Source organism: Massilia sp. CFBP9012, from assembly GCF_034045115.1.
Classification (GTDB): domain Bacteria; phylum Pseudomonadota; class Gammaproteobacteria; order Burkholderiales; family Burkholderiaceae_D; genus Telluria.
Map to the genome: position 1 here is coordinate 94,758 of NZ_JAXCWM010000011.1, position 25,052 is coordinate 119,809.

At 66.9% G+C, this 25,052-nt stretch carries 28 protein-coding genes; 14 read left to right on the forward strand and 14 right to left on the reverse strand.

The annotated features are described in order from the left end of the window. Positions 1-810 precede the first annotated feature (810 nt). Complete coding sequence (gene rnk / locus SOM61_RS18670) at positions 811-1,191, forward strand: nucleoside diphosphate kinase regulator (protein WP_147936755.1); 381 nt, start codon at positions 811-813, stop codon at positions 1,189-1,191. A gap of 25 nt (positions 1,192-1,216) precedes the next feature. On the opposite strand, the gene SOM61_RS18675 is transcribed toward rnk, so the two are convergent. Together SOM61_RS18675 and SOM61_RS18680 are read right to left on the reverse strand one after the other, a co-directional pair. After that, a complete protein-coding gene (locus SOM61_RS18675) occupies positions 1,217-1,825 on the reverse strand; it encodes a response regulator transcription factor (protein ID WP_320475469.1) in 609 nt (202 codons plus the stop codon). Further along, positions 1,815-3,407, reverse strand: coding sequence for an ATP-binding protein (locus SOM61_RS18680; RefSeq protein WP_320475470.1), 1,593 nt, complete (start codon positions 3,405-3,407; stop codon positions 1,815-1,817). Before SOM61_RS18680 ends, SOM61_RS18675 begins: the two co-directional genes overlap by 11 nt. 215 nt (positions 3,408-3,622) lie before the next feature. On the opposite strand from SOM61_RS18680, the gene SOM61_RS18685 reads away from it, so the two are divergent. Beyond that, positions 3,623-4,483 carry a DUF342 domain-containing protein gene (locus SOM61_RS18685; protein ID WP_147936759.1) on the forward strand — a complete coding sequence of 287 codons (861 nt, stop codon included), beginning with the start codon at positions 3,623-3,625 and terminating at the stop codon, positions 4,481-4,483. Then, the gene (locus SOM61_RS18690; RefSeq protein ID WP_229493896.1) at positions 4,480-5,181 is read left to right on the forward strand and encodes an N-acetyltransferase; all 702 of its coding nucleotides are present in this window, start codon (positions 4,480-4,482) and stop codon (positions 5,179-5,181) included. Before SOM61_RS18685 ends, SOM61_RS18690 begins: the two co-directional genes overlap by 4 nt. A gap of 32 nt (positions 5,182-5,213) precedes the next feature. Here SOM61_RS18690 and SOM61_RS18695 read toward each other — a convergent pair whose 3' ends face one another. Beyond that, a complete protein-coding gene (locus tag SOM61_RS18695; RefSeq protein WP_320475471.1) occupies positions 5,214-5,843 on the reverse strand; it encodes a response regulator transcription factor in 630 nt (209 codons plus the stop codon). A 227-nt stretch (positions 5,844-6,070) separates the two neighbouring features. Between SOM61_RS18695 and SOM61_RS18700 the strand changes: the two genes are divergently transcribed. Continuing rightward, positions 6,071-6,511, forward strand: coding sequence for a winged helix-turn-helix domain-containing protein (locus SOM61_RS18700; protein ID WP_147936752.1), 441 nt, complete (start codon positions 6,071-6,073; stop codon positions 6,509-6,511). On the opposite strand, the gene SOM61_RS18705 is transcribed toward SOM61_RS18700, so the two are convergent. Together SOM61_RS18705 and SOM61_RS18710 are read right to left on the reverse strand one after the other, a co-directional pair. Further along, positions 6,501-8,015, reverse strand: coding sequence for a hypothetical protein (locus SOM61_RS18705; protein WP_320475472.1), 1,515 nt, complete (start codon positions 8,013-8,015; stop codon positions 6,501-6,503). The genes SOM61_RS18700 and SOM61_RS18705 overlap by 11 nt on opposite strands. 198 nt (positions 8,016-8,213) lie before the next feature. Then, positions 8,214-9,149, reverse strand: coding sequence for a class I SAM-dependent methyltransferase (locus SOM61_RS18710; protein ID WP_320475473.1), 936 nt, complete (start codon positions 9,147-9,149; stop codon positions 8,214-8,216). A 159-nt stretch (positions 9,150-9,308) separates the two neighbouring features. On the opposite strand from SOM61_RS18710, the gene SOM61_RS18715 reads away from it, so the two are divergent. The 5 genes from SOM61_RS18715 to SOM61_RS18735 all read left to right on the forward strand — a co-directional run bounded on the left by SOM61_RS18715 (position 9,309) and on the right by SOM61_RS18735 (position 14,374). After that, positions 9,309-9,491: a hypothetical protein gene (locus SOM61_RS18715; protein ID WP_147936749.1), complete on the forward strand. Its 183-nt coding sequence runs from the start codon at positions 9,309-9,311 to the stop codon at positions 9,489-9,491. 15 nt (positions 9,492-9,506) lie between these two features. Beyond that, positions 9,507-10,388, forward strand: a complete 882-nt coding sequence (gene ypfJ / locus SOM61_RS18720; RefSeq protein ID WP_320475474.1) for a KPN_02809 family neutral zinc metallopeptidase — start codon at positions 9,507-9,509, stop codon at positions 10,386-10,388. Between the two features lie 177 nt (positions 10,389-10,565). Then, a complete protein-coding gene (locus SOM61_RS18725) occupies positions 10,566-11,750 on the forward strand; it encodes a zinc-dependent alcohol dehydrogenase (protein ID WP_320475475.1) in 1,185 nt (394 codons plus the stop codon). Between the two features lie 25 nt (positions 11,751-11,775). Then, positions 11,776-12,381, forward strand: a complete 606-nt coding sequence (locus SOM61_RS18730; protein WP_320475476.1) for a hypothetical protein — start codon at positions 11,776-11,778, stop codon at positions 12,379-12,381. Positions 12,382-12,535: 154 nt separating this feature from the next. Next, positions 12,536-14,374, forward strand: coding sequence for a M4 family metallopeptidase (locus SOM61_RS18735; RefSeq protein WP_320475477.1), 1,839 nt, complete (start codon positions 12,536-12,538; stop codon positions 14,372-14,374). Here the strand turns inward: SOM61_RS18735 and SOM61_RS18740 are convergent. Next, positions 14,343-15,026, reverse strand: coding sequence for a M23 family metallopeptidase (locus SOM61_RS18740; protein WP_320475478.1), 684 nt, complete (start codon positions 15,024-15,026; stop codon positions 14,343-14,345). The genes SOM61_RS18735 and SOM61_RS18740 overlap by 32 nt on opposite strands. A 56-nt stretch (positions 15,027-15,082) precedes the next feature. Next, a complete protein-coding gene (locus tag SOM61_RS18745) occupies positions 15,083-16,099 on the reverse strand; it encodes a L,D-transpeptidase family protein (RefSeq protein ID WP_320475479.1) in 1,017 nt (338 codons plus the stop codon). Positions 16,100-16,222: 123 nt separating this feature from the next. On the opposite strand from SOM61_RS18745, the gene SOM61_RS18750 reads away from it, so the two are divergent. Then, positions 16,223-16,525, forward strand: coding sequence for a 2Fe-2S iron-sulfur cluster-binding protein (locus SOM61_RS18750; RefSeq protein ID WP_320475480.1), 303 nt, complete (start codon positions 16,223-16,225; stop codon positions 16,523-16,525). 5 nt (positions 16,526-16,530) lie between these two features. Here SOM61_RS18750 and SOM61_RS18755 read toward each other — a convergent pair whose 3' ends face one another. After that, positions 16,531-17,562 carry a GlxA family transcriptional regulator gene (locus SOM61_RS18755; protein ID WP_320475481.1) on the reverse strand — a complete coding sequence of 344 codons (1,032 nt, stop codon included), beginning with the start codon at positions 17,560-17,562 and terminating at the stop codon, positions 16,531-16,533. Positions 17,563-17,701: 139 nt separating this feature from the next. Between SOM61_RS18755 and SOM61_RS18760 the strand changes: the two genes are divergently transcribed. Continuing rightward, positions 17,702-18,808, forward strand: a complete 1,107-nt coding sequence (locus SOM61_RS18760) for an S-(hydroxymethyl)glutathione dehydrogenase/class III alcohol dehydrogenase (RefSeq protein WP_320475482.1) — start codon at positions 17,702-17,704, stop codon at positions 18,806-18,808. On the opposite strand, the gene SOM61_RS18765 is transcribed toward SOM61_RS18760, so the two are convergent. The 5 genes from SOM61_RS18765 to SOM61_RS18785 form a co-directional block, all read right to left on the reverse strand. Continuing rightward, positions 18,802-19,680, reverse strand: coding sequence for an extracellular catalytic domain type 1 short-chain-length polyhydroxyalkanoate depolymerase (locus SOM61_RS18765; protein ID WP_320475483.1), 879 nt, complete (start codon positions 19,678-19,680; stop codon positions 18,802-18,804). The two genes, SOM61_RS18760 and SOM61_RS18765, sit on opposite strands and share 7 nt — an antisense overlap. Positions 19,681-19,756: 76 nt before the next feature. Then, complete coding sequence (locus SOM61_RS18770) at positions 19,757-20,968, reverse strand: sensor histidine kinase (RefSeq protein WP_320475484.1); 1,212 nt, start codon at positions 20,966-20,968, stop codon at positions 19,757-19,759. Beyond that, on the reverse strand, positions 20,961-21,671 hold the full coding sequence (locus tag SOM61_RS18775; RefSeq protein ID WP_320475485.1) for a response regulator transcription factor: 711 nt from the start codon (positions 21,669-21,671) through the stop codon (positions 20,961-20,963). The genes SOM61_RS18770 and SOM61_RS18775 overlap by 8 nt, the downstream gene beginning before the upstream one ends. A gap of 16 nt (positions 21,672-21,687) precedes the next feature. Then, positions 21,688-22,695 carry a Kelch repeat-containing protein gene (locus SOM61_RS18780; protein ID WP_320475486.1) on the reverse strand — a complete coding sequence of 336 codons (1,008 nt, stop codon included), beginning with the start codon at positions 22,693-22,695 and terminating at the stop codon, positions 21,688-21,690. Between the two features lie 17 nt (positions 22,696-22,712). Next, a complete protein-coding gene (locus SOM61_RS18785; protein ID WP_320475487.1) occupies positions 22,713-23,606 on the reverse strand; it encodes an alpha/beta hydrolase family protein in 894 nt (297 codons plus the stop codon). Positions 23,607-23,814: 208 nt separating this feature from the next. On the opposite strand from SOM61_RS18785, the gene SOM61_RS18790 reads away from it, so the two are divergent. Beyond that, the gene (locus SOM61_RS18790; RefSeq protein ID WP_320475488.1) at positions 23,815-24,021 is read left to right on the forward strand and encodes a hypothetical protein; all 207 of its coding nucleotides are present in this window, start codon (positions 23,815-23,817) and stop codon (positions 24,019-24,021) included. A 13-nt stretch (positions 24,022-24,034) separates the two neighbouring features. Here SOM61_RS18790 and SOM61_RS18795 read toward each other — a convergent pair whose 3' ends face one another. Further along, entirely contained in the window at positions 24,035-24,274 is a 240-nt protein-coding gene (locus SOM61_RS18795) for a hypothetical protein (protein ID WP_320475489.1), read from the reverse strand. Positions 24,275-24,460: 186 nt separating this feature from the next. On the opposite strand from SOM61_RS18795, the gene SOM61_RS18800 reads away from it, so the two are divergent. Together SOM61_RS18800 and SOM61_RS18805 are read left to right on the forward strand one after the other, a co-directional pair. Further along, positions 24,461-24,601: a hypothetical protein gene (locus tag SOM61_RS18800; RefSeq protein ID WP_320475490.1), complete on the forward strand. Its 141-nt coding sequence runs from the start codon at positions 24,461-24,463 to the stop codon at positions 24,599-24,601. Positions 24,602-24,660: 59 nt separating this feature from the next. Continuing rightward, entirely contained in the window at positions 24,661-25,032 is a 372-nt protein-coding gene (locus tag SOM61_RS18805) for a hypothetical protein (RefSeq protein ID WP_320475491.1), read from the forward strand. Positions 25,033-25,052: the final 20 nt, after the last annotated feature.

Sequence of the window (25,052 nt, forward strand, 5' to 3'; positions counted from 1 at the left end):
TTCCGGAACGTCACAGAGGAGTAGGGCGCCTGCGCGCCCTACGTGTGGGGATTCGAAGGGCATCGCGTACTCGCGATGCCGCGGCCTGCAGGATGTAGGCGAATCCCACCCTCTCCGCCAGGCAGCATGAAAGAAGCCACCGCAAGGTGGCTTTTTTCATTCCATAAGACGAGTCGCGCATAGCCTCGGCGCATCAGGGAAACCCTTAAGCGCTTCCCTGATGCGGCGCGCTACCTTGTTTGCGACAATAGGGCTACGGGTGTCTCCACGCCCGTTCCGGGCGGCGCCGCACGAGCTTGTCGGCGCCATGGCCCCATCTTTTTCTTCCATCGAATGACAGGTGCGATGTCGCTCTCTCCGATAGATACGGTCTTTCGGCCTTTCCTGCATGGAGGCCGCGCCCGGCTTTGCTGAGCTCGGCGGTTGCAGGTCTGGCGGTTGGTTCCGCCGGGCCTGGCTCCCGCCGAGCGCCCGGATGCGCTCCGGTTCCACGCCCGCAAGGCGTGGCCGGCTTTCCAGTATGTCTGCAGCGGGAGCAGCAATGCACGATCTAACCGTTTCATATCGCCCGGGCGCGCACGCCCCGGATCCGGCGCGCGAAGCCAGGGCCAGGCTCGCGGGACGCCGAAAACGCCTGCTCGGACGGCAGGCGCTGGCACGCGGCGCACGCTGGCGCCGCTGCGCGCTCGGCGCCATGACGTCGGCACTGGCCATCCTGGTCGCCCTCCAGTTCGGCATGGGACGCCCGGCGCCGCCGCCGGCGCCGTCCGGCCCCCATCCCATCCAAGACCAGACCAGACCAGGAACACGATGACCAACAAACTGCCTCGTATTTTCGTATCGAACACCGACTTCGAACGCCTCATGGCCCGGCTACGCGCCTTGCCGATCGCCGATGCCGACCGCCTGCAAGGGCTGGCCGATGAGCTGGACCGGGCCGATGTACGCGATTGCCGCGCGATGCCGGCCGACGTCGTCATGATGGGCTCGACCGTCACGTTCGCGATCGGGACCGGCCCCGACCTGACGCTGACGCTTGTCTACCCGGACGAGGTGGACGGTCAGCCCGACCGGATTTCGGTCTTCGCCCCGGTTGGCAGTGCCTTGCTGGGCTTGCCGGTGGGGGCGCGCATCGAGTGGCCGCGTCCGGACGGTGTAACGCAACTCATCACGATCAAGCAAGTGAGCTAGAAGCGAGGCTCGCGCCGATGCGCCTTCAGTGCGGCTGGTTCTGCAAATGCTGGCGCACCAGGTCGGCGACCGTCGCCACGTTCAGCTTGTCCATCACGCGCGCCTTGTGCACCTCGACGGTCCGCACGCTGATCGCCAGCAGCTGAGCGATTTCGCGGTTGTGGCGGCCGTCGACCACCAATTCCATCACCTCGCGCTCGCGCGGCGTCAGACTGGCGTGGCGGCGCGCATAGTCGCGCGCGGCGTTTCCACGGGGCGCGTCGCTCTGGCGCGACAGCGCTTCTTCCACCGCCTGCATCAACTGCGCTTCTTGCAGAGGCTTTTCCAGGAAATCCACCGCCTGCGAGCGGAATGCTTCGCGCGCCGAGCCGACGTCGCCATGCCCGGTGATGATCAGGACCGGCAGCCTGCTGCCCAGTTCCACCAGCTTCTTTTGCAGGGTCAGTCCGTCCATGCCCGGCATGCGGATGTCCAGCAGCACGCAGCCGCGCAACTCTTCGTTCCAGGCGCCAAGGAAGGTCGTGGCGTCGGCAAAGAAGGCGGTCCGGTAGCCGTGCAGGCTCAGGAGAAGGCCGAGCGCGTCGCGCACGGCCGCATCGTCGTCGACGATGTAGACGGTTTGTTCATTGTGCATGGTCTGGACCTTCATCGGCGCCGTCATGTAAGGGCAGGGTGATCTTGAGTATCGCGTGGGGCCCGGGTTCCACGCTCAGTGTGCCGCCATGTGTCTCCACGATCGCGCGGCTGATGGCCAGGCCCAGTCCCAGGCCGCTCGACTTGAGCGAGATGAACGGTTCGAACAGGCGCGCGCGGATCTTGTCGGCGATCCCGGGACCGTTGTCGGCGATCCGGATCCATACCGTGGCGCCGTCCATACCGGAGCGCACCGCGATGCGGCGCTCGGCCCCGGCCGGCATCTCGGCCAGCGCCTGGAGCGCATTCGACAGCAGGTTGCGCAGCACGATCTCGAGCTGGATGCGGTCGCCGAGCAGCACGGCGCGCGGCGGCGGCGAGACGTCGAGCGCAATGCCCTGGGCGCTGGCCTGGCCCACGAACGGCGCCACCGCGGCGCGGATGAGTTCCGCCAGCGCCAGCGGTTCGAGCGCCGTCGTCCCGGTGCGAAAGAAGTCGCGCAGGCGCTTGAGCACGTCCGACGCGCGCTGCGATTCGGCGACCATCGACCTGATCGTGGTCTGCAGCAGGGCCTCGTTGCCGCCGCGCGCCATCAGCCGCTCGCAGGCGCTGCCATACATCGACAGCGCCGTCAGCGGCTGGTTCAGCTCGTGCGCGACGGCCCCCGCCATCTCGCCGGCGGCAGCCAGGCGCAGCGAGTGGCGCAGGTCGTGGCTGGCGCGACGCGCGACGTCCACCGCGATCCCGATCAGGAAGCCGGACAGCGTCAGCGTCAGCACCAGCATCTGCACGTTCGGCATTTGCGCCGGGTAGGCGATCGGGCGCAGGGCGGCGATGGTCACGCCCGCCTCGAGCACGATGGCGGCGGTGACCGCACCAGCCATGCCGTGGCGCGCGGCCGACCAGGCCAGGGGCAGAAACAGCAGGTAATAGACCAGCGACTCGGGCGCGGGCCGCTGCAGCCCGACGGCCAGCACCAGTGCGATCAGCGCGACATAGGCCAGCGTTTCCCAGCTGACGATTCGGCCCAGCACGTCGGCGCGCAGCCCGGCGTCGAGCAGGTAGTGCAGGGCCGGCACGATCACCAGCATGCCCGCCGTCTCGGCGATCGTATAGCGCGTCACCAGATCGAGCCAGGCACGGCTGGCGAAAGCATCGGCGCCCAACAGCATCAGCGCATAGGCGGCCGCGCTGAGCAGGCTGCCGAGCGTGACCAGTCCGGCCCAGGTCAGCAGGCCGCGGTGGCTGGCGAAGAAGGCGTTGCCGGCCAGGTAGCGCCGCATGACGGCGCCCACGGCCAGGTACATCGGCACCGGAAGCAAGCCGACCACGAGCGACTGCAGGGGCTGGGCAGGCAGGGCCGGGGTGATGGCAGCGGCGACCAGGACCGTCGCCACCAGCAGCGGCACGCCTTTGAACCCTGCGGCCAGCACCAGGTAGAGCGCCAGGCCAGCGGCCGGGTGCCATACCGGCGCGATCGTCTGATGGCGCGCTTCGGGGCCGCTGAGCATGTCGAGGACGATGTAGGCGATAGCGAAAGCGCCGCCGAGCCAGACAGCCCGCACGGCACGCAAGTCGATCATGGTGTGCTTTCCCGGCGCGCGCGCCGTCGGCAGGATGGCAAGAGCGTGAAAAGAGCGCATCCTGCACCGTTTTGCGCGGCAGGTCCATGAGAGAAACCCTTACGGGCGGTCCTGATGTGCGCGCGAATGCCCGTCATTATACTGCCGCCGCCTGGTCGCTGGCCGCGTTGCCAGCCCCGATGCACAAGCCCGATTTTCCCGTTCGATTTCTTGACATGGACCTGAACAAGCAATTCATCAAGACCAAGCGACCCTGCGCGGACGGTTTTCGCTGGTTCCTCAAACACCACCAGGAGGGCGCCGATTACCAGCCGCTGCTCGATGCGCTGGTGCTGGCCGGACGCACCGGCGACGCCTGCTGGCTGCTGGAGCAGTTCGGCCCGACCGATACGGTGCTCGAGGTCGACGCTGTCGAGGCCGGGGCGCTCGTGTTCGCAGGCTCGCTGCTGGTGCGGGGTGGCGTCGAGGTCGACACCGTGCTGGTGGCCGGCGGCGGCATTCGCGCCGGCGGCGGCATCCGCACCGGACAGGGGCTCACGAGCGGGGGCGACATCCGCGCCGGTGGCATGATCCGCTGCGGCGGCACCCTGGCGTGCGGTGGCGACGTTGGCGCCCAGTGGAATATCGAGGTCGCCGTGGACCTGCGCGCGGCCGGCAACGTACGCGCCGGCTGGGACATCGCCTGCGGCGGCGCCGCCGACATCGGCGGCAACTGCAGCGCCGCGCATGGCATCGCGTTCGGCGCCGCCGCGCGCTGCGGCCACGGCCTGCGTGCGGGCGAAGGCATCGAGGGCGAGGCGGCGATCCGCGCCGGCCACGGTATCGAGGCCGGCAGCAACATCGCCTGCCGCGACCATCTCGAGGCGCAATGGGGCATTCGGGCCGGCGGCGATATCCGCGCTGCAGGCGCGATCCGGGCCGGCGAAAGCCTGCAGGCGCAGCACATCGAGGCCGGCCAGGGCTTTGGCGTGTACGCCGGGCTGGCGGTGCGCGAGGACAACTGGGCGGCCTGCGCCCAGGTACGCTCGGCGCAGCGCCCGGTGCGGCTGTTCAGCGGGCACTGGGAGCGGCCATGATGGCGACGCCCATTCCCGCCATCCTGGTCCTGTGCGGCAGGCCGCACGCGTTGCGGATCGACGTCGACCATTGCGACGACGGCATCGAGCATGAACTGGCCAGCCTCTATCGGCGCATGGCGCGACCTGGCGACTGCCTGTATGGCATGGCGGCGCCGGGCATTGCGCATCCTGGCTTCGCATTCCGCCATCGGGTAGCCGACGGCGAGCACTACGTGTATGCCATCGACGCCGTGCGCGGCCGCATGGCGGGGTATACGGTGTTCAACCGGCTGGTCGAAGTCGACCGACGCACCGATCGCCACGTGCGCGCCCCGCACGCCAAGTTCGGGCTCGCCTACCGCCGCGCCGGCATCGCGACCGCCATCTATCGCTGGTGGCTCGATGGCGGCAATTGCCTGCTCAGCGGCGCGCGCCAGTCGTCCGGCGCCCATGCCCTGTGGATGTCGCTGGCGCGTCGTTACTGTCTGGTTCATGCGAACCTGGACGGTCGCCGGCTACGCGCCGTGCCGCCAGAGCAGCTTGCCCGGCGCCGCGACGAACTCGGCACCCGTATGCTGCTGCTCGGCGAGGGCTGGGACCTCGAGCGCTGGTGCGCCGCGACCGGCATGCCGCCGCCCGAGACGGCTGCTGCCCCAGCGCCGCACCCTGGTCCTGCACGCCCAGGAACCGTGACTGGCAGTGCGGCACGCCGTTAATGTGGCGCCGGCGGCCCGGGCAGACCCGCGCCTCAGTCCAGCATCCCGCGCCGCAGCGCGATCACCACCGCGTGCGTGCGGTCGCTGGCCTGCAGCTTTTGCAGCACATTGCTCAGGTAACCCTTGACCGTCTCTTCGGCGATGCCCAGCTCGCGCGCGACTTCGCGGTTGCCGAGGCCCTGGGCGACCAGGGCCAGCACGTCGCGTTCGCGCGCGGTCAGTTGTTCCGGCCTGGCCTGGGTGAGGCGCTGGGCCAGGTCCGGCGCCAGCACCCGGCGTCCGGCGTGGGCCGCGCGCACCAGTTCGGCCACGCCCGTCCCCAGCGAACTTTTGAGCACATAGCCCGAGGCGCCGGCTTCGAGCGCGCGCTGCACCTGGCCGTCGCCGGCATAGGTGGTGACGGCGATAATGCAGGCTTGCGGGTCCCTGGCGCGGATCGCGCGGATCGCCTCGATGCCGCCGCAGCGCGGCATCGCCAGGTCCATCAGGGTCACGTCCGGCAGCAGGTCGAAATAGCGTTCCTGGGCCTTGAAGCCGTCGTCGGCCTCGGCCACGATCGCAATGTCCGGTTCGTCCTCGAGCACGCCCGCGATCCCGCGCCGCATCAGCGGATGGTCGTCGACCAGCAGTACCCGGATGGGCGGCGTCGGCGCGCCGCTCATCGCGGCATGCCCGGCGTGAAGATGGCGGTAGTCCTTGCCATGAAATCCCTGAAAGATGGTTATGGATGGTGATTCGCGCGACATTCACCCCCGATCGGGCCTGCTGCAGGATGGATGTGACCGCTATCCTCCCATTATGACGCCTCCCGGTTACAAATCAATACAAGTAGCCGGGCGGCCCAGGGCGCCATGCCGGCGTCGTCGGGGAGAGTGCGAAGGAGCGGAGCATGAACATGAACATGAAAGGCAGGGCGGGATACGAAACGCTGGCATTCCTGGATTTCGAGCTGGTGCCGGCGGCGCGGCGCCTGCGGCGCGGCGGGCAGGCGGTCGCCATCGGCGGCCGGGCCTTCGACCTGCTGGTGCTGCTGGCCACCCACGCCGGCGAGGTGCTGGGCAAGCGTGCGCTGATGCAGGCCGTGTGGCCGAACACGGTGGTGGAAGACGTCAACCTGCGCGCGCAGGTCGTCAATCTGCGCAAGGTGCTCGGCGGCGGCGGCGACTGTCCCTGGCTGGTCAATGTCGCCGGCCAGGGCTACTGCTTTACCGCGCCGGTGCGGCGGCCCTTGACGCTGTACGGCGCCGACGATGGCTGGCAGGAGGAGGCGCGGGAGGTGAGGGAAGTGCGCGCGCCGGGCCGCGCCGAGGTGGCGGCGCTCAGCGCTTGAGTGCGTGCGGCCATTCCGCCGCTGCGCACACCGGCGAACCGTTGATATAGCGCCAGCCCTGGCCCATCACCACCACGTCGCGCTCGTCCAGCTTGCGTCCCGGCCCGCACAGGGTCTCATGCGCTCCTGGATTGCGCACGTTGTACAGGGTCTTGAGCGGCTGTTCGGCGTTCGGATAAGCAATCACGCCATTCACGTTGAACGAGCCGTCCTGGTGGTTGGTGCGTTCGTAGAAGATCTCCGGATCCGGGTTGTACCACGACGGCGCCGTCTCGAGCACCCACTGGCCCAGCGGGCTGAAGTCGGTGTAGCCGTAGCGTTTGGCGTGCCACATGGCGCCGAACTGCAGCACCAGCACCGCCGCGATCAGGGCCAGCGGCCAGCGCCGCTGCAGGGCCAGCCAGGCCAGCGCCAGGTACAGCAGCGGCGATGCGCCCCACACCACGTAGCGCATCGGACCCGAGGCGCCGGAATTCCAGTTGACGGTGGACAGCGCCGGAATCGCCAGCGCCAGCATCAGGCCGAAGGTCGCGGCCAGGTGCCACAGCGGGCGCTGCGCGCGCCGCTGCCACAGCAGCCACGCCAGCAGCACGGCGACGGCCGGGAAGGCGATGATGGCGCCCTGGTTCGGGTCGAAGAAGAACGAGCCCAGGCGGCCTGGAGTGACCAGCGCCGGGTCGGTCGAGAACTTGGCGATCAGGCTCGGTTCGTGGAACTCCCACAGGCTGAACAGCATCGGCACCATCGACAGCCCCATCTGCAGCGTGCAGGCGATGGTATTGCGCCAGTTGACGACACGGTGCAGCGCGGCGTGCCACGTCAGGTCTTCCGAGACGATCAGCCAGCCCATGCGGATGAAGGGTGCGAACAGGCCGAAGAACACCAGCGGCGGATTTTGCGTCGCGGCCAGGCCGACCAGGATCGCGCCCGCGATCGGGCGTCCGATGGTGAACAGGATCAGGCCCGCCAGGAGCGAGCCCATGGTGAACACTTCCGGGCTGGTCCAGTTGAGGTAGGGCAGCGCGCCGCTCAGCACGAACAGAGCGATGCCGACCCAGGCGCGCAGGGCCGAGCCGAGCAGCAGGTAGCAGGCCGCGGCCAGCGCCAGCACCGGCAGGTAGTTCATTACCTGGTAGGCCTTCCACGGATTGACGCCGATGCTGTCGAGGATGACGAAGGGGATCGCCGTCAGCATCGAATAGCCGACGAAGTGGATCGACATGTAGTGGCCGCGCTCGGACAGGAGCAGGCCGGGGATCGGGACTTGCTCGCCGGCGCTGATCCTGTCGCGCACGGTGCCGAGCACGGTGCGGAACTCGACCTCGTTTTGCGGCGTGAGTTCGATCATGCGCTCGACGTCGCTGGCCACGATATAGGGCGTGCCGTGTTGGGCGACAGCGACCGTGGTCAGGCCGTATTCGAGGAAGTCGCCATAGCGCTTGACTTCGGTGGTACTGAATACCACCACCAGGACCAGGAACACCGACAGGATAAAGCGCAGCAAGGCTTGCTTGCGGGGAGGCGTGGCGTGCATGAATGGCAGGCGCGATGTCCGCGCCGTCTTTATGGTAGTTGCCAGATTGTAATGCTCTGTCCAGGCAAGTACCAGCATTCGGGCGCCATTCCGGGCTGGTCAGATGTCGATTATTCACCGTGCATGGATCGGACACGAACTGGTCACAAGCCGGCCATCAATCCAGCCTCAGCGCTTGACCGCGTGCAGCCACACCGCCGCGATCCGCTCCACGTCTTCGTAGCCCGGTTCGCCCAGCTGGCCGCCGAAGATGTCGGGATCGAGCTCTTGATAGGTCCAGGTGTCGCATTGCGCCGCCAGGGTCGGGCGCAGGCTTTCCAGGAAATGGTCGCCCGGGCCGGACAGGGCCACGCCGGTGTAGAGCATCAGGCTGCCGCCGCGGCGCAGGCGTCCCAGGCTCTGCTCGACGATGCGGCGCGACAGTTCGGCGCCGCGTTCGCCGCCCCCATGGCGGTAGCGCAGCGCATCCGGATCGACCACGAAGGGCGGGTTCGACACCACCAGGTCGAAGTCGCCCTGCAGGCCGTCGAACAGGTCGCTTTGGGCGAGCGCGAAGTTGGCCGCCCCGTTCAGGCGGCCGTTGACCATCGCCAGCTCGAGCGCCTTCGGGTTGATGTCGGCGCCGATCACGTCGGCGTGCGGGAATGCGCGCGCGATCGTGAGCGCGCCGGCGCCCCCGCCGCAGCCGATGTCCACCGCGCGCACCGGCCCGGCGCCGACGAAGGCGAAGCCGCGCCGCATGGCGGTGACGAAACGGTAGGTGTCGGGGCCGAAGAACACGCTGTCGTCGTCGCGCGTCGGCCAGGCCGAGTGGAACAGCAGCATGTCGTCCAGGGTCGATACCCGGACCAGTGAACGCAGTCCCCCCTCTTTTTCTTCCAGCACGCCGGCATCGACCATCAGCGCGAGCACGCTCGCGGGCAGCAGGTCACGGTCGAACGGCCGGCTCCAGCCGAACACGCCGCGCAGGTCGTGCGCGCGCTCGTTGCCGGGACGGTTATTGATGCGGCGGTGGGTCGAGGGCGTAACCGTCATGAAGCGATAACCGGCCTGGCGCAGGGCAGTGCCGAGGGCGAGCAGGGCGTTGGCATTGGATGAATTCATTGCGTCAGCGTGGCACAGGCGCCACGGCTGCTCCGTGCGCCCGCGCACGCAGGATGTGTGCGTGCGCGGGCGGGATTTGGTGCATTATGTGATCAACCGGGAACGCCGGAAAAAGCGGTTGGAAAATCGACCGGAAAAATCAAAAGTGGGAGAGAAATCATGACGAGTCTGGAACTGGACGACGTGCCGCGCAGCCGCATGGCGCGCGAGATCGCACGCGAGCGCCGCGAGCGCGCGCTGCATGACGAGCTGCGCGCCGGATTGGGCGCGCTGGACGACCTGCGCGGAAAGGACGCGCGCGAGCGCGCCGACACCTGCAACTTGCGCCGCGGCGGCAATTGAACAAGAGGAGCATCGATGCGTTGGGAAGGCGACCGTGAAAGCGACAATGTAGAGGACCGGCGTGGCGACGGCGGCGGCGGCGGTGGAGGTTTCGGCTTCGGCGGCCGCTCGATCGGCATCGGCACCATCGTCGTCGCCCTGGTCGCTTCGTATTTCCTTGGCGTCTCGCCCGCCACCATCCTCGGCCTGCTGTCGGGCGGGGCGCCGCCACAGCAGCAGGCGCAGGTCGAGCAGCCGCGCGCCGCGCGCGCCGACGATCGCGAGACGCGCTTCGTGCGCACCACCCTGGCGTATACCGAGGATGCCTGGGCCCAGCTGTTCAGCGAACAGGGCGCGCAGTACACGCCGGCCCGGCTGGTGTTGTTCGAAGGCCGCACCGCCACCGCCTGCGGTACCGGCGAGAGCGCGACCGGCCCGTTTTATTGTCCGGCTGACGCCAAGGTCTATATCGACCTGGGCTTTTTCCGCACCATGCAGCAGCGCTTCAACGTCGAGGGCGAGTTCGCCCAGGCCTATGTGATCGCGCACGAGGTCGGTCACCACGTGCAGAACCTGCTGGGCATCTCCAATAAAGTGCAAGCTGCCCGGCAGCGCGCCAACGAGACCCAGGGCAATGCCTTGTCGGTGCGCCTGGAACTGCAGGCCGATTGCTTCGCCGGCGTGTGGGCCAACCGCACCAACCAGCGCGCCAAAATCCTGGAGCAGGGCGACGTCGAGACGGCCCTGAACGCGGCCAGCGCCATCGGCGACGATGCCTTGCAAAAGCAGGCGCGCGGCGTTGTCGTGCCGGATTCGTTTACCCACGGCAGCTCGGCCCAGCGGGTGCGCTGGTTCCAGCGCGGGCTCGACAGCGGACAGGTCGAGGCTTGCAATACATTTGATGCCAAAAAGCTATAAATGGCATCAAATAATTGCATTCCACAAACAATTACCTGATTTTATTCGATAAAATCACCCCAAAGGCGTGTTCGTTTCCGTGCGCCTATCGCAATTCGTGACGCATTGACATAAGTTTATGTCACATCAGCTCGTCCTCCCACGAGCCGTCACCAATCGAATTGTGAAGGAGTCTCCATGCTGGCAATGAATTATCGTGGGCCATACCGGGTCCGCGCCGACCACAAGCCCGACCCCGTCATCGAGCACCCCGGCGACGCCATCGTGCGCGTCACCCGGGCCTGCATCTGCGGTTCCGACCTGCACCTGTACCACGGCCTGGTGCCCGACACCCGGGTCGGCCATACCTTCGGCCACGAGTTCATCGGCGTCGTGGAAGAGGTCGGGTCGAGCGTGCAGAAGCTGAAAGTCGGCGACAAGGTCCTGGTGCCGTTCAATGTGTTTTGCGGCTCCTGCTTCTTTTGCCAACACGAGTTGTATGGCAATTGCCACAACACGAATGCGCAAGCGACGGCGGTCGGCGCCATCTACGGCTACTCGCACACGGCGGGCGGCTACGACGGCGGCCAGGCCGAATACGTGCGGGTGCCGATGGCCGACGTCGGCCCGATGGTCATTCCCGACGACATCCACGACGACGACGCGGTCCTGCTGACCGATGCGCTACCCACCGGCTACCAGGCGGCCGAGATGGGCGACATCCAGGAAGGCGATACCGTGGTCGTGTTCGGCGCCGGCCCGGTCGGCATCTTCGCCGCCAAGTCGGCCTGGCTGATGGGGGCGGGGCGGGTGATCGTGGTCGACCACGTCGAGTACCGCCTCGAATTCGTCAAGCGCTACGCCCAGTGCGAGGTCGTCAACTTCAAGGACGTGAAGGACATGGCGCTGCACATCAAGAAGATGACCGACTGGATGGGCGCCGACGTCTGCATCGATGCGGTGGGCTGTGAAGCGGCCGGCAACACCATGCAGACCATCACCGGCGTCTACACGATGATGCAGGCCGGCGCGGCGACCGTGCTGCACTGGTGCATCAACTCGGTGCGCAAGGGCGGCAACGTCTCGATCGTCGGCGTGTATGGCCCGACCTTCAACGCGGTCCCGATCGGCAATGCGTTGAACAAGGGTTTAACGCTGCGCATGAACCAGGCCAGCGTGCGGCGCCACCTGCCGCGCCTGATCGAGCACATCCGTGCAGGCCGGATCGATCCGAAGCAGATCATCACCCACCGCATCCCGCTGGAAGAAGTGTCGGATGCGTATCACATCTTCTCGAGCAAGCTGGACAACTGCATCAAGCCGATCCTGATCCCGCCGCGCGCCAACGAGGTGAAGGCGGTCAAGGCCAGCGTCCCGCAGTAAGCACAGACCGAGTACAGGAGAGAATATGGAAACACGCAACGATATCGTCACCGCCAACGACCAGCACGACGGCCACCACGCGCCGGGCGAGCATGACGGCGAAGGCCATGTGGGCCACGTGCACGGCGCCATCGCGCCGCGCCGCCCGACCCGCGACCAGCTGCAGCACATCCAGGGCTGGGGCGCCGACCTCGATCGCAAGAACCGTCCAGGCGTGCCGATGGAGCGCACACCGCCGCGCTTCATCAACGTCCCCGACGGCGATCCAGTACCGCAGGAGCAGCACGTCGAAGTGCTGGTCTCGACCGAGCGCCCGGGCCGCACGCCGCTGTTCGGTACCGTGCAGCCGCCGTCGGGCCTGTCCGGCGCGATCCGGCGCCTGGCCTTCAAGAGCACCGAGAACGACGTGCGCCACTGGCTGCTGTTGCTGCTGGCCGACCGCGTCAACGTGGTCGAGGGCATCGGCGACGACCTGGCCAAGGGCAAGGTGCCGAACATCCTGGCCGAGATGGGCATCAAGTCCGAGCTCAAGCACAATCCGGCCGGGCTGGCCAAGAAAGTGGCGATCGGCGCGGCCGTGGTCGGCGCCGCCTTCTACCTGATGAAACGGCGCGACCGCCGCTATCGCTGATTGCCCGCTGAGTTGGTCGCCGTATCACCTTGATGACCGTGTTGCCGATTTCTGGCAACACGGTCATTGTTCTTGAGCAAACCCACCTTCACGAGCTCGTCCATCATGGTCGATGACCGGCGCCCCCCGGCCCGGCATACCGGATGGAGACGAGATGATCCCGCAACCGCTTCTCAAGGCAGCCCTGCTGGCGGCTGCAGTCCTGTTCGCGCCCGTGTTTGCGCCCACTGCGCTGGCTGCGCCGATGATGGGGCCGCCGCTCAAGCTGGACGGCAAGGCCCAGGCCCAGGTCGTCAACCAGCTGGCGGCACGCCAGCCGGCGGTCGGCCTCGACGCCGACCACGGCTACAAGGTGATGGCCCAGCATCCGGGCGTGCAGGGCACCCACGTGGTGCGCGTCGCCCACCTGTACAAGGGCTTGCGCATCTTCGGTTCCGAATCCGTGGTGGTGCTCGATGCGCGGCGCCAGATCGTGTCCGAAAGCGCCTCGCCGCGCCGCCTGCACCTGGGGCGCGGCGCCGCCAACCGCATGCGGGGCGCCACCGCTGGTTTCAATGTAAAACCCACCATCAACCGCAAGGCCGCGATCGCCGCCGCGCTGCGCGACATGCCGGACGGCGTCGTCAACGTCGTGGCGCCGACCGCCGAACTGCTGATCTACCCGATGATGCGCGACGAGCGCGCGCCTGGCGCCGAGGGCAAGCTCGAGTCCGAGCTGAACGCGATCGACCTGGTCGAAACCGTGGAGCGCTACGAACTGGCCTGGCTGGTACGGCTGCGCATGCAGGAGGATAAAAAAGCGGGCGCGCAGCCCCTGTACTACGACGTCGTCGTCAACGCCCGTGACGGCGAGATCATCGACCGCTGGAATATGCTGCAGACGGTGGAAGGCATCGGCAAGAGCCAGTACAACGGCGACGTCCCCTTGAGCACCACCTTCGCCAACAACGTCTACCAGATGCTCGACCCCGAGCGCGGCAAGGGCGGATCGTTCGGCGCGATGGCGATCACCAACGCAAACCACGGCACGGCGAGCGGCCGGGTGTACACCAACACCGTCAACACCTGGGGCGACGGCAAGCAGTTCGTCGAGGGTGGCAGCACCACCGGACCGAACGGCCAGACCGCTGCCGTCAACGCCATGTGGGGCCTGAAGAACACCTATGACATGCACAAGAACGTGCTGGGCTGGCTGGCGCTGGACGGCCAGGACACCGCCACCCACATCGCGGTGCACGTCAACCGCGGCTACGACAACGCCTATTACAGCGACACTTGCCGCTGCATGTTCATTGGCGACGGCACGTTCTTCACCAACCTGGGTTCGATCGACGTGGTCGGCCATGAGATGGGCCACGGCATCACGGCCGCCACCTCGAACCTGGTGTACTCGGGCGAGCCGGGTGGCCTGAACGAATCGAGTTCGGACATCGCGGGCGAGGTGGTCGAAGCCTATGCGCGCGGCGGCGGCACCGGCGACGTGATCCCCGAGACCGGCAACGACTGGATGCTGGGCAGCGAAATCAGCCGCACCGGCACGCCCCTGCGCTGGATGATCAAGCCCAGCAAGGACGGCAATAGCCACGATGCCTGGAGCGCGGGCCTGCGCCGGCTGGACGTTCATTACAGCAGCGGCCCGAACAACCGGATGTTCTACTTCCTGGCGAAGGGCTCGAGCGCGGAGAATGGCAACGACGCCTGGAGCCGCTTCCTGGTGAAGCAACCGCTGGCGATGACGGGCATCGGCATCGACAAGGCCTTCCGCATCTGGTTCCGCGCCAACACGACCAAGTTCACGTCCAGCACCAATTACGCTGACGCGCGCGCCAAGATGATCGAGGCGGCCGGCGACCTGTATGGAGCCGGCGGAAGCGAGGCGATCGCGGTGCAGCGCGCCTATGCCGCGATCAATGTGGGGCTCGACGTCGACGAGCCGGTGCCCGCGCCGTCGAGTGCCTCGGCTACTGGTCGGACATTAGTGGAAACGGATTGAGCGGGGTGCCTTTCCACCACTGCTTTTCGGCCGTCAGGGCGACGACCGCGAAGTGCAGGTGCGGCGCGGCCGGGTCGGCATTACCGGTCGCGCCGACGTAGCCGACGATGTCGCCGCGCTTGACGTCCATGCCTTCCTTGATATTGTCGGCATAGCGGTCGAGGTGGGCGTAGTAATAGGCGTACTGCTCGCTCGGATCGAACTGGTAGACGGTCAGGCCGCCCGGTTTGCTCTGGAACAGCTTGACCACCTTGCCGTCGGCCGCGGCGAGCACCGGCGTGCCGGTCGGGGCCATGATGTCGAGCGCCTCGTGCTGGCGCTGTTCGCCGCGTGGTTGATAAAAGGTGTCGGTCAGCTGATCCGACTTGATGCCCTGGACCGGCACCAGCAGCTTGCCGGGCACGGTGGCCGGGACCATGGGCGCGGCGCCTTCCGCGAGTTCGGGCCGCAGCGGCAGATCGGCGTCAAGCAGGTTCGGTTCGACCACCGGCGCGGGCGGCAGCTGGCCCTCGATCTGCGCCGCCGGGACGCCGGCCGGGTTCGGGCCTGGCGGCGCGGTGGCGACGACCTCCGGCGCCGGCGAATCCGATCCGTCGCTCAGCAACACGAACAGTACCCCGGCGCCCAGCAGCGCGCCAACGATCAAGGTCATCAACCATTTCATCGCGTTCTCCGTCCGGCGCCTCTCGCCGGGAGTTGATCTAAAGATTATTTGACGAGTTCGACTTCAGTGCCTTCGCCGACCACCGCGCCCACCTCGGCGGCGCTCCAGTTGGTCAGGCGGATGCAGCCATGCGACTCGGTCTTGCCGACATGGCCGGGCACCGGGGTGCCGTGGATGCCGTAGTGCGGCTTGGACAGGTCGATCCACATCACGCCGACCGGGTTGTTCGGGCCAGGCTTGATTTGCGTTTTGCTGTCGCCCGGCTTGGCATCCCAGAACAGTTTCGGGTTGTAGTTGTAGACCGGGTTGGCATGCACGCCATTGATCTTCCAGTTGCCGATCGGCAGTGGATCGCGCTTGCTGCCAGTCGAGACCGGATACTGGGCCAGCAATTGGCCGCCGGCGTCAAACAACTGCAGGGTCTTGGTCGAATCGCGCACCACGACCTTGGCGGCCGGCGCCAGCGGCTGCTTGCCGCTCACGTGCGGCACCACGATTTTTTCGCCGGCCTGCGACAGCGACTTGCCTGGGTTCAGGCGCTGCAGCAGGGCCGGGCTGGCATGGAATTTTTCGCCCAGGCCTTCGAGCGCCGTGGCGTAGCCGAGCGCGGGCAGCTTGGCCTTGCCCATCATGGTGTCCGGGATTGGCTGGAAGGGGCCGGCCACGTCTTCAGCGGCGATCGTGTATTCGGCCAGGGTCGGGCTGGGGTCGGTGTTCAGTGCGTTCCAGGTGGCTTCGTCGAGCTTGCCGGTAACGGGGAGATTGCGCTGGGCCTGGAAGGTGTTCAGGGCCTGGCGCAAGTTGGAGCCATAGGCGCCGTCGATCTCGCCTGGCGACAGATATTGGCGCTCGAGCAGCACCTGGGCCCGCAGCATGCGTTCGAATTCGGCCTGCTCGGCGATGGCGGGATCCCGAACCGTGCCAGGCGCGGCTTGCATGGGTGTTCCCGCTGTAGTTTGTTGCTGGACAGGAGCTGGCTGGCCGACTGGCTGTTGCGCGAAGGCGGAAGGGAAAACGCCTCCAAGGGCGGCGATCAGGGTCAGTGCGGTGGCTTTTTTCATATGGTCTCCTGCAATATGCTTCTGGAAACCTTAGCGTAATGACATGAATCAACCGGGTCTGTGCGTGAACGAACCCTTCAAACTTGTCCGCTTTGTTCCAGCCGGCGCTACAATCGACGGACCATGCCGACCATCAGCCATACCGTCACCCTGGTTCCTCTTGGCGCCAGTTTTTCTGCGCAGGAAGATACGACCCTGCTGCAGGCCCTGGAGGCGGCCGGGCTCGATGCCCCCAGTTCTTGCCGCAATGGCACTTGCCGCACCTGCATCTGCCGCCTGCGCGAAGGCACGGTTGCCTATACCGTCGAGTGGCCCGGCCTGTCGTTCGACGAGAAACGTGAAAAGTATATTTTGCCTTGTGTGGCGCTGGCGCGCAGCGATTTGGTAGTCGATTTGCCGCTGGCGCGGCGGCTAGGGTTCGACTGAGGCGCTCAGGTGGCGCTCTCGAGACCGGTCGTGGCAAACCGTTCGCGGTACAGCTTCGGCGTAATGCCCAGCTTCTTCATGAACACCCGCCGCATATGCGCCTCATCGCTGAAGCAGGCGCGCGCGGCCACCGTCTTCAATGGCAAGCCAAGGTCGGCCAGCAGGTAGGTGGCCCGCTCGAAGCGGCTGGCCTCGACGAATTCCTGGGCGCTCAAGCCCACCTCTTGCTGGAACACCCGGGCAAAGTGGCGCTCGCTCATCATCGCCCTGGCGGCCAGTTGCGCCGTCGTGAAGCGTTCATGCAGATTGTCCAGGATCCAGTTTTGCAATTCGCGGATGTTCGGGCGCGCGGTGCGTTCGCTTCTCAGGTAGGAGCTGAACTGCGACTGGCCGCCGGGCCGCTTCAGGTAGACCACCATTTCGGTGGCCACCTCGAGCGCCAGGTCGCGGCCGAAATCTTCCTCGACCAGGGCCAGCGCCAGGTCCATGCCGGCGGTGACGCCGGCCGAGGTCCACAGCTTGCCGTCGCGGATGAAGATCGCGTCGGCCTCGACCGCGATGGCGGGGTGAAACGCCTGCAGGCGCTCGGCCACGCTCCAGTGGGTGGTGGCGCGCTTGCCGTCGAGCACCCCGGCGGCGGCGAGAAAGAAGGCGCCCGAACAGAGCGACGCCAGGCGTTCGATGCGGGGGCAGGCCGCCGCTATCCAGTCGACGATCGCGGCGCCGTCCGCCAGCGCGGCATCGATGTGGCGGGCGCCGACCACGATCGCGCTGTCGGGCAGGGCCAGCGTGTTCAAGACCTTGGTCGCCTCGAGCGACATCAGGGTATCCGACGCTACCGGGCCGAGACGGCTCGACGCAATGCGCACGTCGTAGCCGGGAGGGCAGCCACGCCGAGCGAGATGCAGATTGGCGTACTCGAACACCGACATCGGTCCGATCGCCTCCATCGCCTTGAAGCCGGGGTAGACCACGATGTCGACGGTCCGGGTGCGCTCTGTGCTGGCGTCGGTGGCGGGTGGGGGCGTGCTGGTCATGCGCCATTGTCGCCGCCGCGGGCGGCAAAATCCAGTCTTCATGCGGCAAAATCCTGCCATTCTCGCGTCCCGGTGCCCATGACAGGGACCGCAGCGCGCATACTCTGGGCCAATCACATCAATACAAGCGAGGAACATCATGAAAACCAAAGCAGCCGTCGCATGGCAGGCGGGCCAGCCGCTGACGATCGAAGAAGTCGACTTGCAAGGCCCGCGCGAAGGCGAGGTGCTGGTCGAACTGAAAGCCACCGGCATCTGCCACACCGATTACTACACGCTGTCGGGCGCCGATCCGGAAGGCCTGTTCCCGGCCATCCTGGGCCACGAGGGCGCCGGCGTCGTGGTCGACGTCGGCCCGGGTGTGACCACCCTGAAAAAGGACGACCACGTCATCCCGCTGTACACGCCGGAATGCCGCCAGTGCAAATTCTGCCTGTCGCGCAAGACCAATCTGTGCCAGGCGATCCGCTCGACCCAGGGCCGCGGCCTGATGCCCGACGCGACCTCCCGCTTCTCGCTGGACGGCAAGCCGCTGTTCCACTACATGGGGACGTCGACCTTCTCGAACTATATCGTGGTGCCCGAGATCGCGCTGGCGAAGATCCGCAGCGATGCGCCGTTCGACAAGGTCTGCTACATCGGCTGCGGCGTCACCACCGGGGTCGGCGCGGTGCTGTTCTCGGCCAAGGTGGAAGCCGGGGCCAATGTGGTCGTGTTCGGGCTTGGCGGCATCGGCCTGAACGTGATCCAGGCTGCGAAGATGGTGGGCGCCGACAAGATCATCGGCGTCGACATCAATCCGGCCCGCGAAGCCATGGCCCGCAAGTTCGGCATGACACACTTCATCAATCCGAACGAGGTCGCCAACGTGGTCGACCACATCGTGCAGCTGACCGACGGTGGCGCCGACTACAGCTTCGAATGCGTCGGCAACACCACGCTGATGCGCCAGGCGCTGGAGTGCACCCATAAAGGCTGGGGCCAGTCCTTCATCATCGGCGTGGCCGCCGCCGGCCAGGAAATCGCGACCCGTCCGTTCCAACTGGTGACCGGACGCGAATGGAAAGGCTCGGCCTTCGGCGGCGCGCGTGGCCGCACCGACGTGCCGAAGATCGTCGACTGGTACATGGAGGGCAAGCTCAATATCGACGACCTGATCACCCACCGCCTGCCGCTCGAACGCATCAACGAAGGTTTCGACCTGATGAAGAGCGGCGAATCGATCCGCTCGGTGGTGCTCTACTGACGGCGGTGCCGGCTGAAGAACTGCCACATCGTCTCGTTGGCGTCGATGTCGCGGGTCGTTGAGCCGATCGGCAGGCCGACGTTGAACGGGTCGGCGCCGGGCCAGGTATGGCCGCCGCCGGCGATGGTCGCCAGCGCTACGCTTTGCTGGCCGTTGCCGGCCTCGATCCAGGTGACGGTCGTACCGTCGCCGGGATCGGCGTCGATCGTGCGCTCCGTCTGCGCGCCGGAATTGATCCCGTTCTGCTTGAGCCAATAGCGATAGCTGTCCTGCGCCGACAGGTAGCCGTCTGGCTTGCCGTCGTAGGTAACCACCTTGTCGGCCGTGCCGTGCATGAGCAGCACGCCGACCCTGGAGGGTTTTGCGTGGTGCTGCACCACCGGTTCGGGCATCGGCGCGCCGACTGCGGCGACGGCCGCGAACAGCTGCGGCAATTCGGCGGCGATGCGCAGCGCGAAAAAGCCACCACGCGACAGGCCGGTGGCGTACACGCGTCCGGCGTCGACCCGGTAGTCCTGCTTCAGCTTGGCGAGCAGCGTTTCGGTGAAGCCGATGTCGTTCGTGCCTTCGCGGTAGGACTGGCCGAAGCCGACGTTCCAGTCCAGCTTGATCCCCAATGGATAGACGACGATGAAGCCGTGGCGGTCGGCCGCGCGGTTCATCTGCGTGTACAGCATCTGCTCGGCCATGCTCATGCCGCTGCCGTGGAAGTTGAACACGAGCGGATACGCCTTGTGCGGCGCGGCTGCATACCCCACCGGCGTGTAGACGAGGTAGCGCCGTTTTTCTTCCTGGTGCTGCAGGGATTGCACCTGGGCCAGGGCGGGAAGGGCGCTGCAGGCGAAAAGAAGAATACTGAACAGGATTTTCATTGTGCGTACGCGGTGAGTGGAGGAGTACGCAGGGTAGAAAACCGCCGGTGAAGCCGTGGTGAAATCCGCCGGCTTTTTATACGGAGCGCAGCGGAACGATGTCGACCCGGTAGGCCGCGCCGCCCGCATGGAAGTCGAGCGTCCAGTCCATGGCCGCGGCGATCCGCCCCAGCAGGTTCTGGCCGTGCAGGAAGCCCTGCACCTGGCCGGTCCGGTCCGCGTCGACCGTATTGGCGATACCCAGCACTCCATCGGTAAACGACAGCCGCAGTCGTGTTCCCGGTCCGCCGTGGAACAGGGCGTTACCCAGGCAGTTGTTCAGCAATAGCAGCGCCAGGTGGCGGTTGCCGACCACTTCCAATCGGTCCGGCAGGTCCAGCACCAGCCAATCGTCGACCAGGTCCTGGCCATCCACCAGCCGCAGCAGGCTCTCTTCGATGCAGCCGCGCAGCTCGAACGGCGCATGCGCCACTTGCTCTGCGCGCGCGAGCGCGAACAGCACCTCGATGGTGGCGCTCATTTGTGCGATCTCCGCCTGCAGCTGCGCCACGTCCGGATGGGGGACGGCCTGCGCCAGCGTGTTCTTCATCACCGTCAGCGGCGTGCGCAATTCGTGGCTGACGTCGCGCGTAAACGCGTGTTCGCGCGCCAGCGCCGCATGCAGTTCCTCGAAGGTGGCGCCCAGCCGCTCGGCCAGGTAGCCGATCTCGTCGCGGCGTTCGCGGGCGCCGAGCGCGACCTGCGCGCCGGGCCTGACCTGCCTGACCTCGTGCGCCAGGGTCTGCAAGGGCGACACCAGGCGCCTGGCCAGCAGCCAGGCCAGCAACAACGCTAGGCCGATCAGGCCGAGGGCGACGAAGATCAGCACGCCGCCGACGTCCTGGATCAGTTTCGAGACCACCAGCAGCGGCGCGACGTCGGCCAGCAGCCAGACGCGCTGCGCGCCCGGCCCCGCGCCAAGGTCGAGCGCGCGCAGGTGATAGTGATGGCCAGTCTGCGTGAAGATCTCGGCGCGCCGGGCGCCGGCCATAGCCTGGGAACGCGCCGCCGGTGGCAGCGTCTCGATGCGGGTGTGGGCGCGTATCAGGTCGTCGGCCGGCGGTTTGATGTCGCCATGGCGGTCGAAATGGGCGCTGACCGCGGCGGCTTCGCGCTGCAGCAGGCGCTCGACCAGCATGTCCTCGGTCACGTAGGCGATGACCAGGGCCAGGCCCGTATAGCAGATGCAGATCAGGACCGCGAACCCGGCCAGCGCAGCGAACAGGCCGTGCCGGATCGACCTAAACATCGGCCGCATCGTCCGTTTCGTCCAGCACCAGCCGGTAGCCGAGCTGCGGAATCGTCGCGATCATCTTGCCGCCGCCGGCCAGTTCGAGCTGCTTGCGTAGCGCATAGACATGCGATTTCAGGGCGTCGCTGTCGGGCGGATCGGCGCCCCACAGCGCGTGCATCAGCGCCGAGCGTGAGGCCGCGTGCGGATGGGCGTTGCACAGCGCGGACAGGAGCGTAACGCCGGACTGGGTCAGCGCCAGCGGCGCGCCGCGGTACAGGCAGCGCTTCTCGCGCACCAGCACGGTCAGCGGACCGACCTCTAAGGCCTGCTCGAGGTGCAGCTGCGAACGGCGCGCCAGCGCTTCGCAGCGCAGGGCCAGTTCGCGCAGGTCGAACGGCTTGGTCAGATAGTCGTCGGCGCCATCCCGGAAGCCGCGCGCCTTGTCTTCGAAAGCATCGCGCGCGGTCAGCATCAGTACCGGCACATTGCGCGGCGCGCGCGCCTTGATCGCGCGGCACACTTCCAGGCCGTCGAGGTCGGGCAGGTTCAGGTCGAGCAAGACCACGTCGTAGGGCTCGCGCGTGGCCAGGTCGATCGCGAGCGCGCCGCTGGCCGCGTGGTCGGGATGCCACCCCAACCCGCCCAGGAAGTCGACCACCTGGCGCGCGATGGTCGGATGGTCTTCCACCACCAGGACGCTCAAGGGGCGCTGCGCCATGCCTGGGCCTTGTCTCTCAGCGGGCCGGCAGCGCGAGCGCTTCGTGCGCGGCGCTGGCCGCGACCCCGACCTTCTCGCCGCCGCCCATCAGGAAGATGCGCTTGCCGGCCACCGCCGCACCGTGTCCATGGCGCGGCGTCGGCATGGCCGGCATGGCCGACCAGCGATCGCTGGCCGGGTCGTAGACCCAGGATTCGGCGAACACCTTGGCTTGCGGGACGAACTGCTCGCCGCCGAAGACGTACAGCTTTCCATCGTGGGCAGCCGCCGCCAGGCCGCCCTGGGCCAGCGGCATCGATGCCCGGGTCTCCCAGCGGTCGCTGGCCGGGTCATACACTTCCAGGGTCGCCACATTGACCGGACGCGACCTGCCGTCGGCATGCGCGACCATCTGGCGCCCGCCCACGACATAAATCTTGTTGTCGATCACGGCGCCGGCCGCGCTATTGCGCGCGCTGGGGGCGTCGGCGATGCGGGACCAGCGGCCGGTGCGTGGGTCCAGGGCCTCGGCCCGATTCGTGTCGGCGTGTTCGCTGATGTGCTTTGCTTCAGGGCTGGTCGGGATGCGGCCGCCGATGAAGTAGATCTTGTCGCCAACGGTGGCCACCACGCCTTCGGCCCGGGCTTGCGGCAGGGCGGGGCCGTTCGACCAGCGGTCGGCTTGCGGATCATAGATGAACACCGACGCGTGGGCGCGCCAGTCTGGAATCGCGCCGGAGAAGCCGCCGATGCCGTAGATCTTGCCGCCGGCCGCAGCCAGGGCGATGTGGTGGCGGCTTTCCGGCAGCGGCGCCAGCGTTTTCCAGACATTCGATGCCGGATCATAGGCTTCGAAGAGGTCCGTGAAGCCTGGGGCCGCACTCAGGATGCCGCCGGCCACGTAGATCTTGTCGTCCAATACGGTCGGATAGATTTCCTGGCGCGCCAGCGAGGCGTCGGCCACGCGCGACCAGGATTGCGCCAGGACGGCGCCGGAAGTGGCGAGCAAGCTCACCGCCAGCAGTGCCGGCACGATCGGTTTCAAGATAGGAACTCCGTTGATTATCGTTGGATGGCGAGCGCCTGTTCGATCACCCGCAGCACTTGTGGCCAGGCGTGGGAGGTCGCAGCGACTTCGTCGTAGTGGCTAGCCTCGGGCAGGATCACGACCTCGGCCGCGTCGCCGGCCGCTTTTGCCCGCGCCGCGTAGTCGTGGGCCACGCGCGGCGGCGAAATGGTGTCGAGCGCGCCCGTCACGAGCCAGGTGCGGCTGCCGTTGGGCATCAGGTCGGCGGCGTTGGTGTCGGCCAGCACATCGGGCCGTCCGGCGCTCGGCGTGCCGGCCAGTTGCGCGATATCGCGGTCGCAGCTGGACTTGATCAGCGCCGCCTCGTGGCGCAGGTCGGCCAGGCCGCCCAGGCTGACAATGCGGTCGACTTTCAGCCCATCGGTGCGGTACAGGGGGCTGCCGGCCGGGATGCGCGACCGGCCCGCGATCCATTGCACCAGCTGGCCGCCGGCCGAATGGCCGACCGCGACGATGCGTTCCAGGTCGAGCTTGTTAGCCGATGCATTGGCGGCGAGCAGGTCGAGCGCCGCATGCATGTCGAGGTACATGCCGGGATAGCCGCCGCCTTCCTCATCCACACGGCGGTATTCGACGTTCCAGACGGCGATGCCGCGCGCGGCCAGGGCGCCGGCCATATTGCGGAACTGCGTGATGCCGCCGAACTTGCTGGTCCAGCAGCCGCCATGCACCAGCACCGCCACCGGGAACGGTCCGGCGCCCTGCGGCACGAACAGTTCGGCGTATTGCGAGGGGGCGGGGCCATAGGCGAGCTTGGCGCTCGGAGCGGGGCCGGTCAGGGCCAGGTAGTCGTCGAGTTTCATGGGGGCGGCGTGGACGTTCAGGAGCGCGCCGAGCAGGAGGGCTGGAAGCAGGCTGGAAAGGCGCATGGGAGGTGTTGCTGGAGTGGATAAACCACCACTATAGCCGAGATGTAATGCTGCAGAACATTGCATTGGTGCTAGCTCAATCGAAAAACCGGGCTGCTTGATCCGTGCTAGTCTGCGCACGAGTGCACCATAGGCAACCGCGTTGCCTTCCATGTCATCGCGCGCCCGTCGGCAACGCCGCGGCACGCGTCCAACCTGAGAGGCCCAGATGAGCGAACTACAGTCGTACGAATCCATGCAAGAGCGCCGGCGCGAGCCCGTCGGCCAGCACCTTCATTCCACGCCCGACCCGGAATATCCGGGCGAACCGCCGGCGCCGCCAGCACCGCCGCCGGTGCCGGACGACGTTCCCGATCCGGTCAATGCCCCGGTCGAGGAACCCAGCCTGCCCGAACCCCCGATCCGGGCGAGCTAAGCGGTCGTGGGGCTCAGACCCCGGGCGTCCCCTGGCGGTTGCCTTCCGGCGCACTGCCGCCTTCATTGCCTTTCTTGCCGCCGTGCGGCTCACTCTCGTCGGCCTGCCGGTTGGATGGCAATGGAGGAATTCCGCGAATCATCTCATCGGTTTCGTGCTGTCCCGGAGAACGTTCGCCGCTACCGATGTCCGCTTCGTCGTACATCGCGCGACCCTTGTTCTTGGGATCGATACTGGGCGTCGGGTCGTTCATGCTGTGCTCCGCTAAAGTTGTCAATGTCGTACGATCCTAACAGGCCACCCGTAGTACCGGCGCGCGGCAGGACGTCCCATGGAGTGTTGCTTTTTCGTCGTCCATGACGCGGGTGTGCTCGCTGTCACATAGCGGCAACAATGCGGTTTCTATAATGAGCTTGTAACAATAAAAAAACAGGAGGAGATGATGGGTTCGACCTTGTACAACAAGATTTACCTGGGCCGCCGCCCGCTGCTGGGTTCCGCCCATGGCCGGCTTGCGCTGCTGCTCGGGGTGATTGCCGGCGCCGGGATCGGCTGGTACGCGCTGCGTTCGCTGCGCTGAAGGTTGCCGCGATGGGCCGGGGCGCGTACCATGCGCCCTTTGCTTAATTGAATGCGGTAATGAAAAACGAAAAGCTGACGACGGACGAATACGACGCGCTGGAACTGGTGCGCCGTGGTGGCAAGCAGGATCTGGCGACGGCCTGCGTTGGGCGCAACACCAAGCGCCTGTGCGGCATCAAGCTGATGTCCTTCGGCCGCGACAAGCGGTTGACGCTCACCGAAAAGGGCGAAGAAGTGCTGTTCCTGCGCCGCTGCGTGCTGGGCCTGCGCGCGCTCGCGGCCGACCCGATGGCGGCGGTCGACGAAGACGTGCTGCGCTTCCTGGGCCGCAAATCGCATATCCTGCCGCTCGAGGCGGGTGGCCATGCGCTGAGCGAGCGCGGCCGCGAATCGCTGGCCGACATCGACCAGCAGGAAGAACGTCGTTGATCCTGGAATTGGTGTCCGGA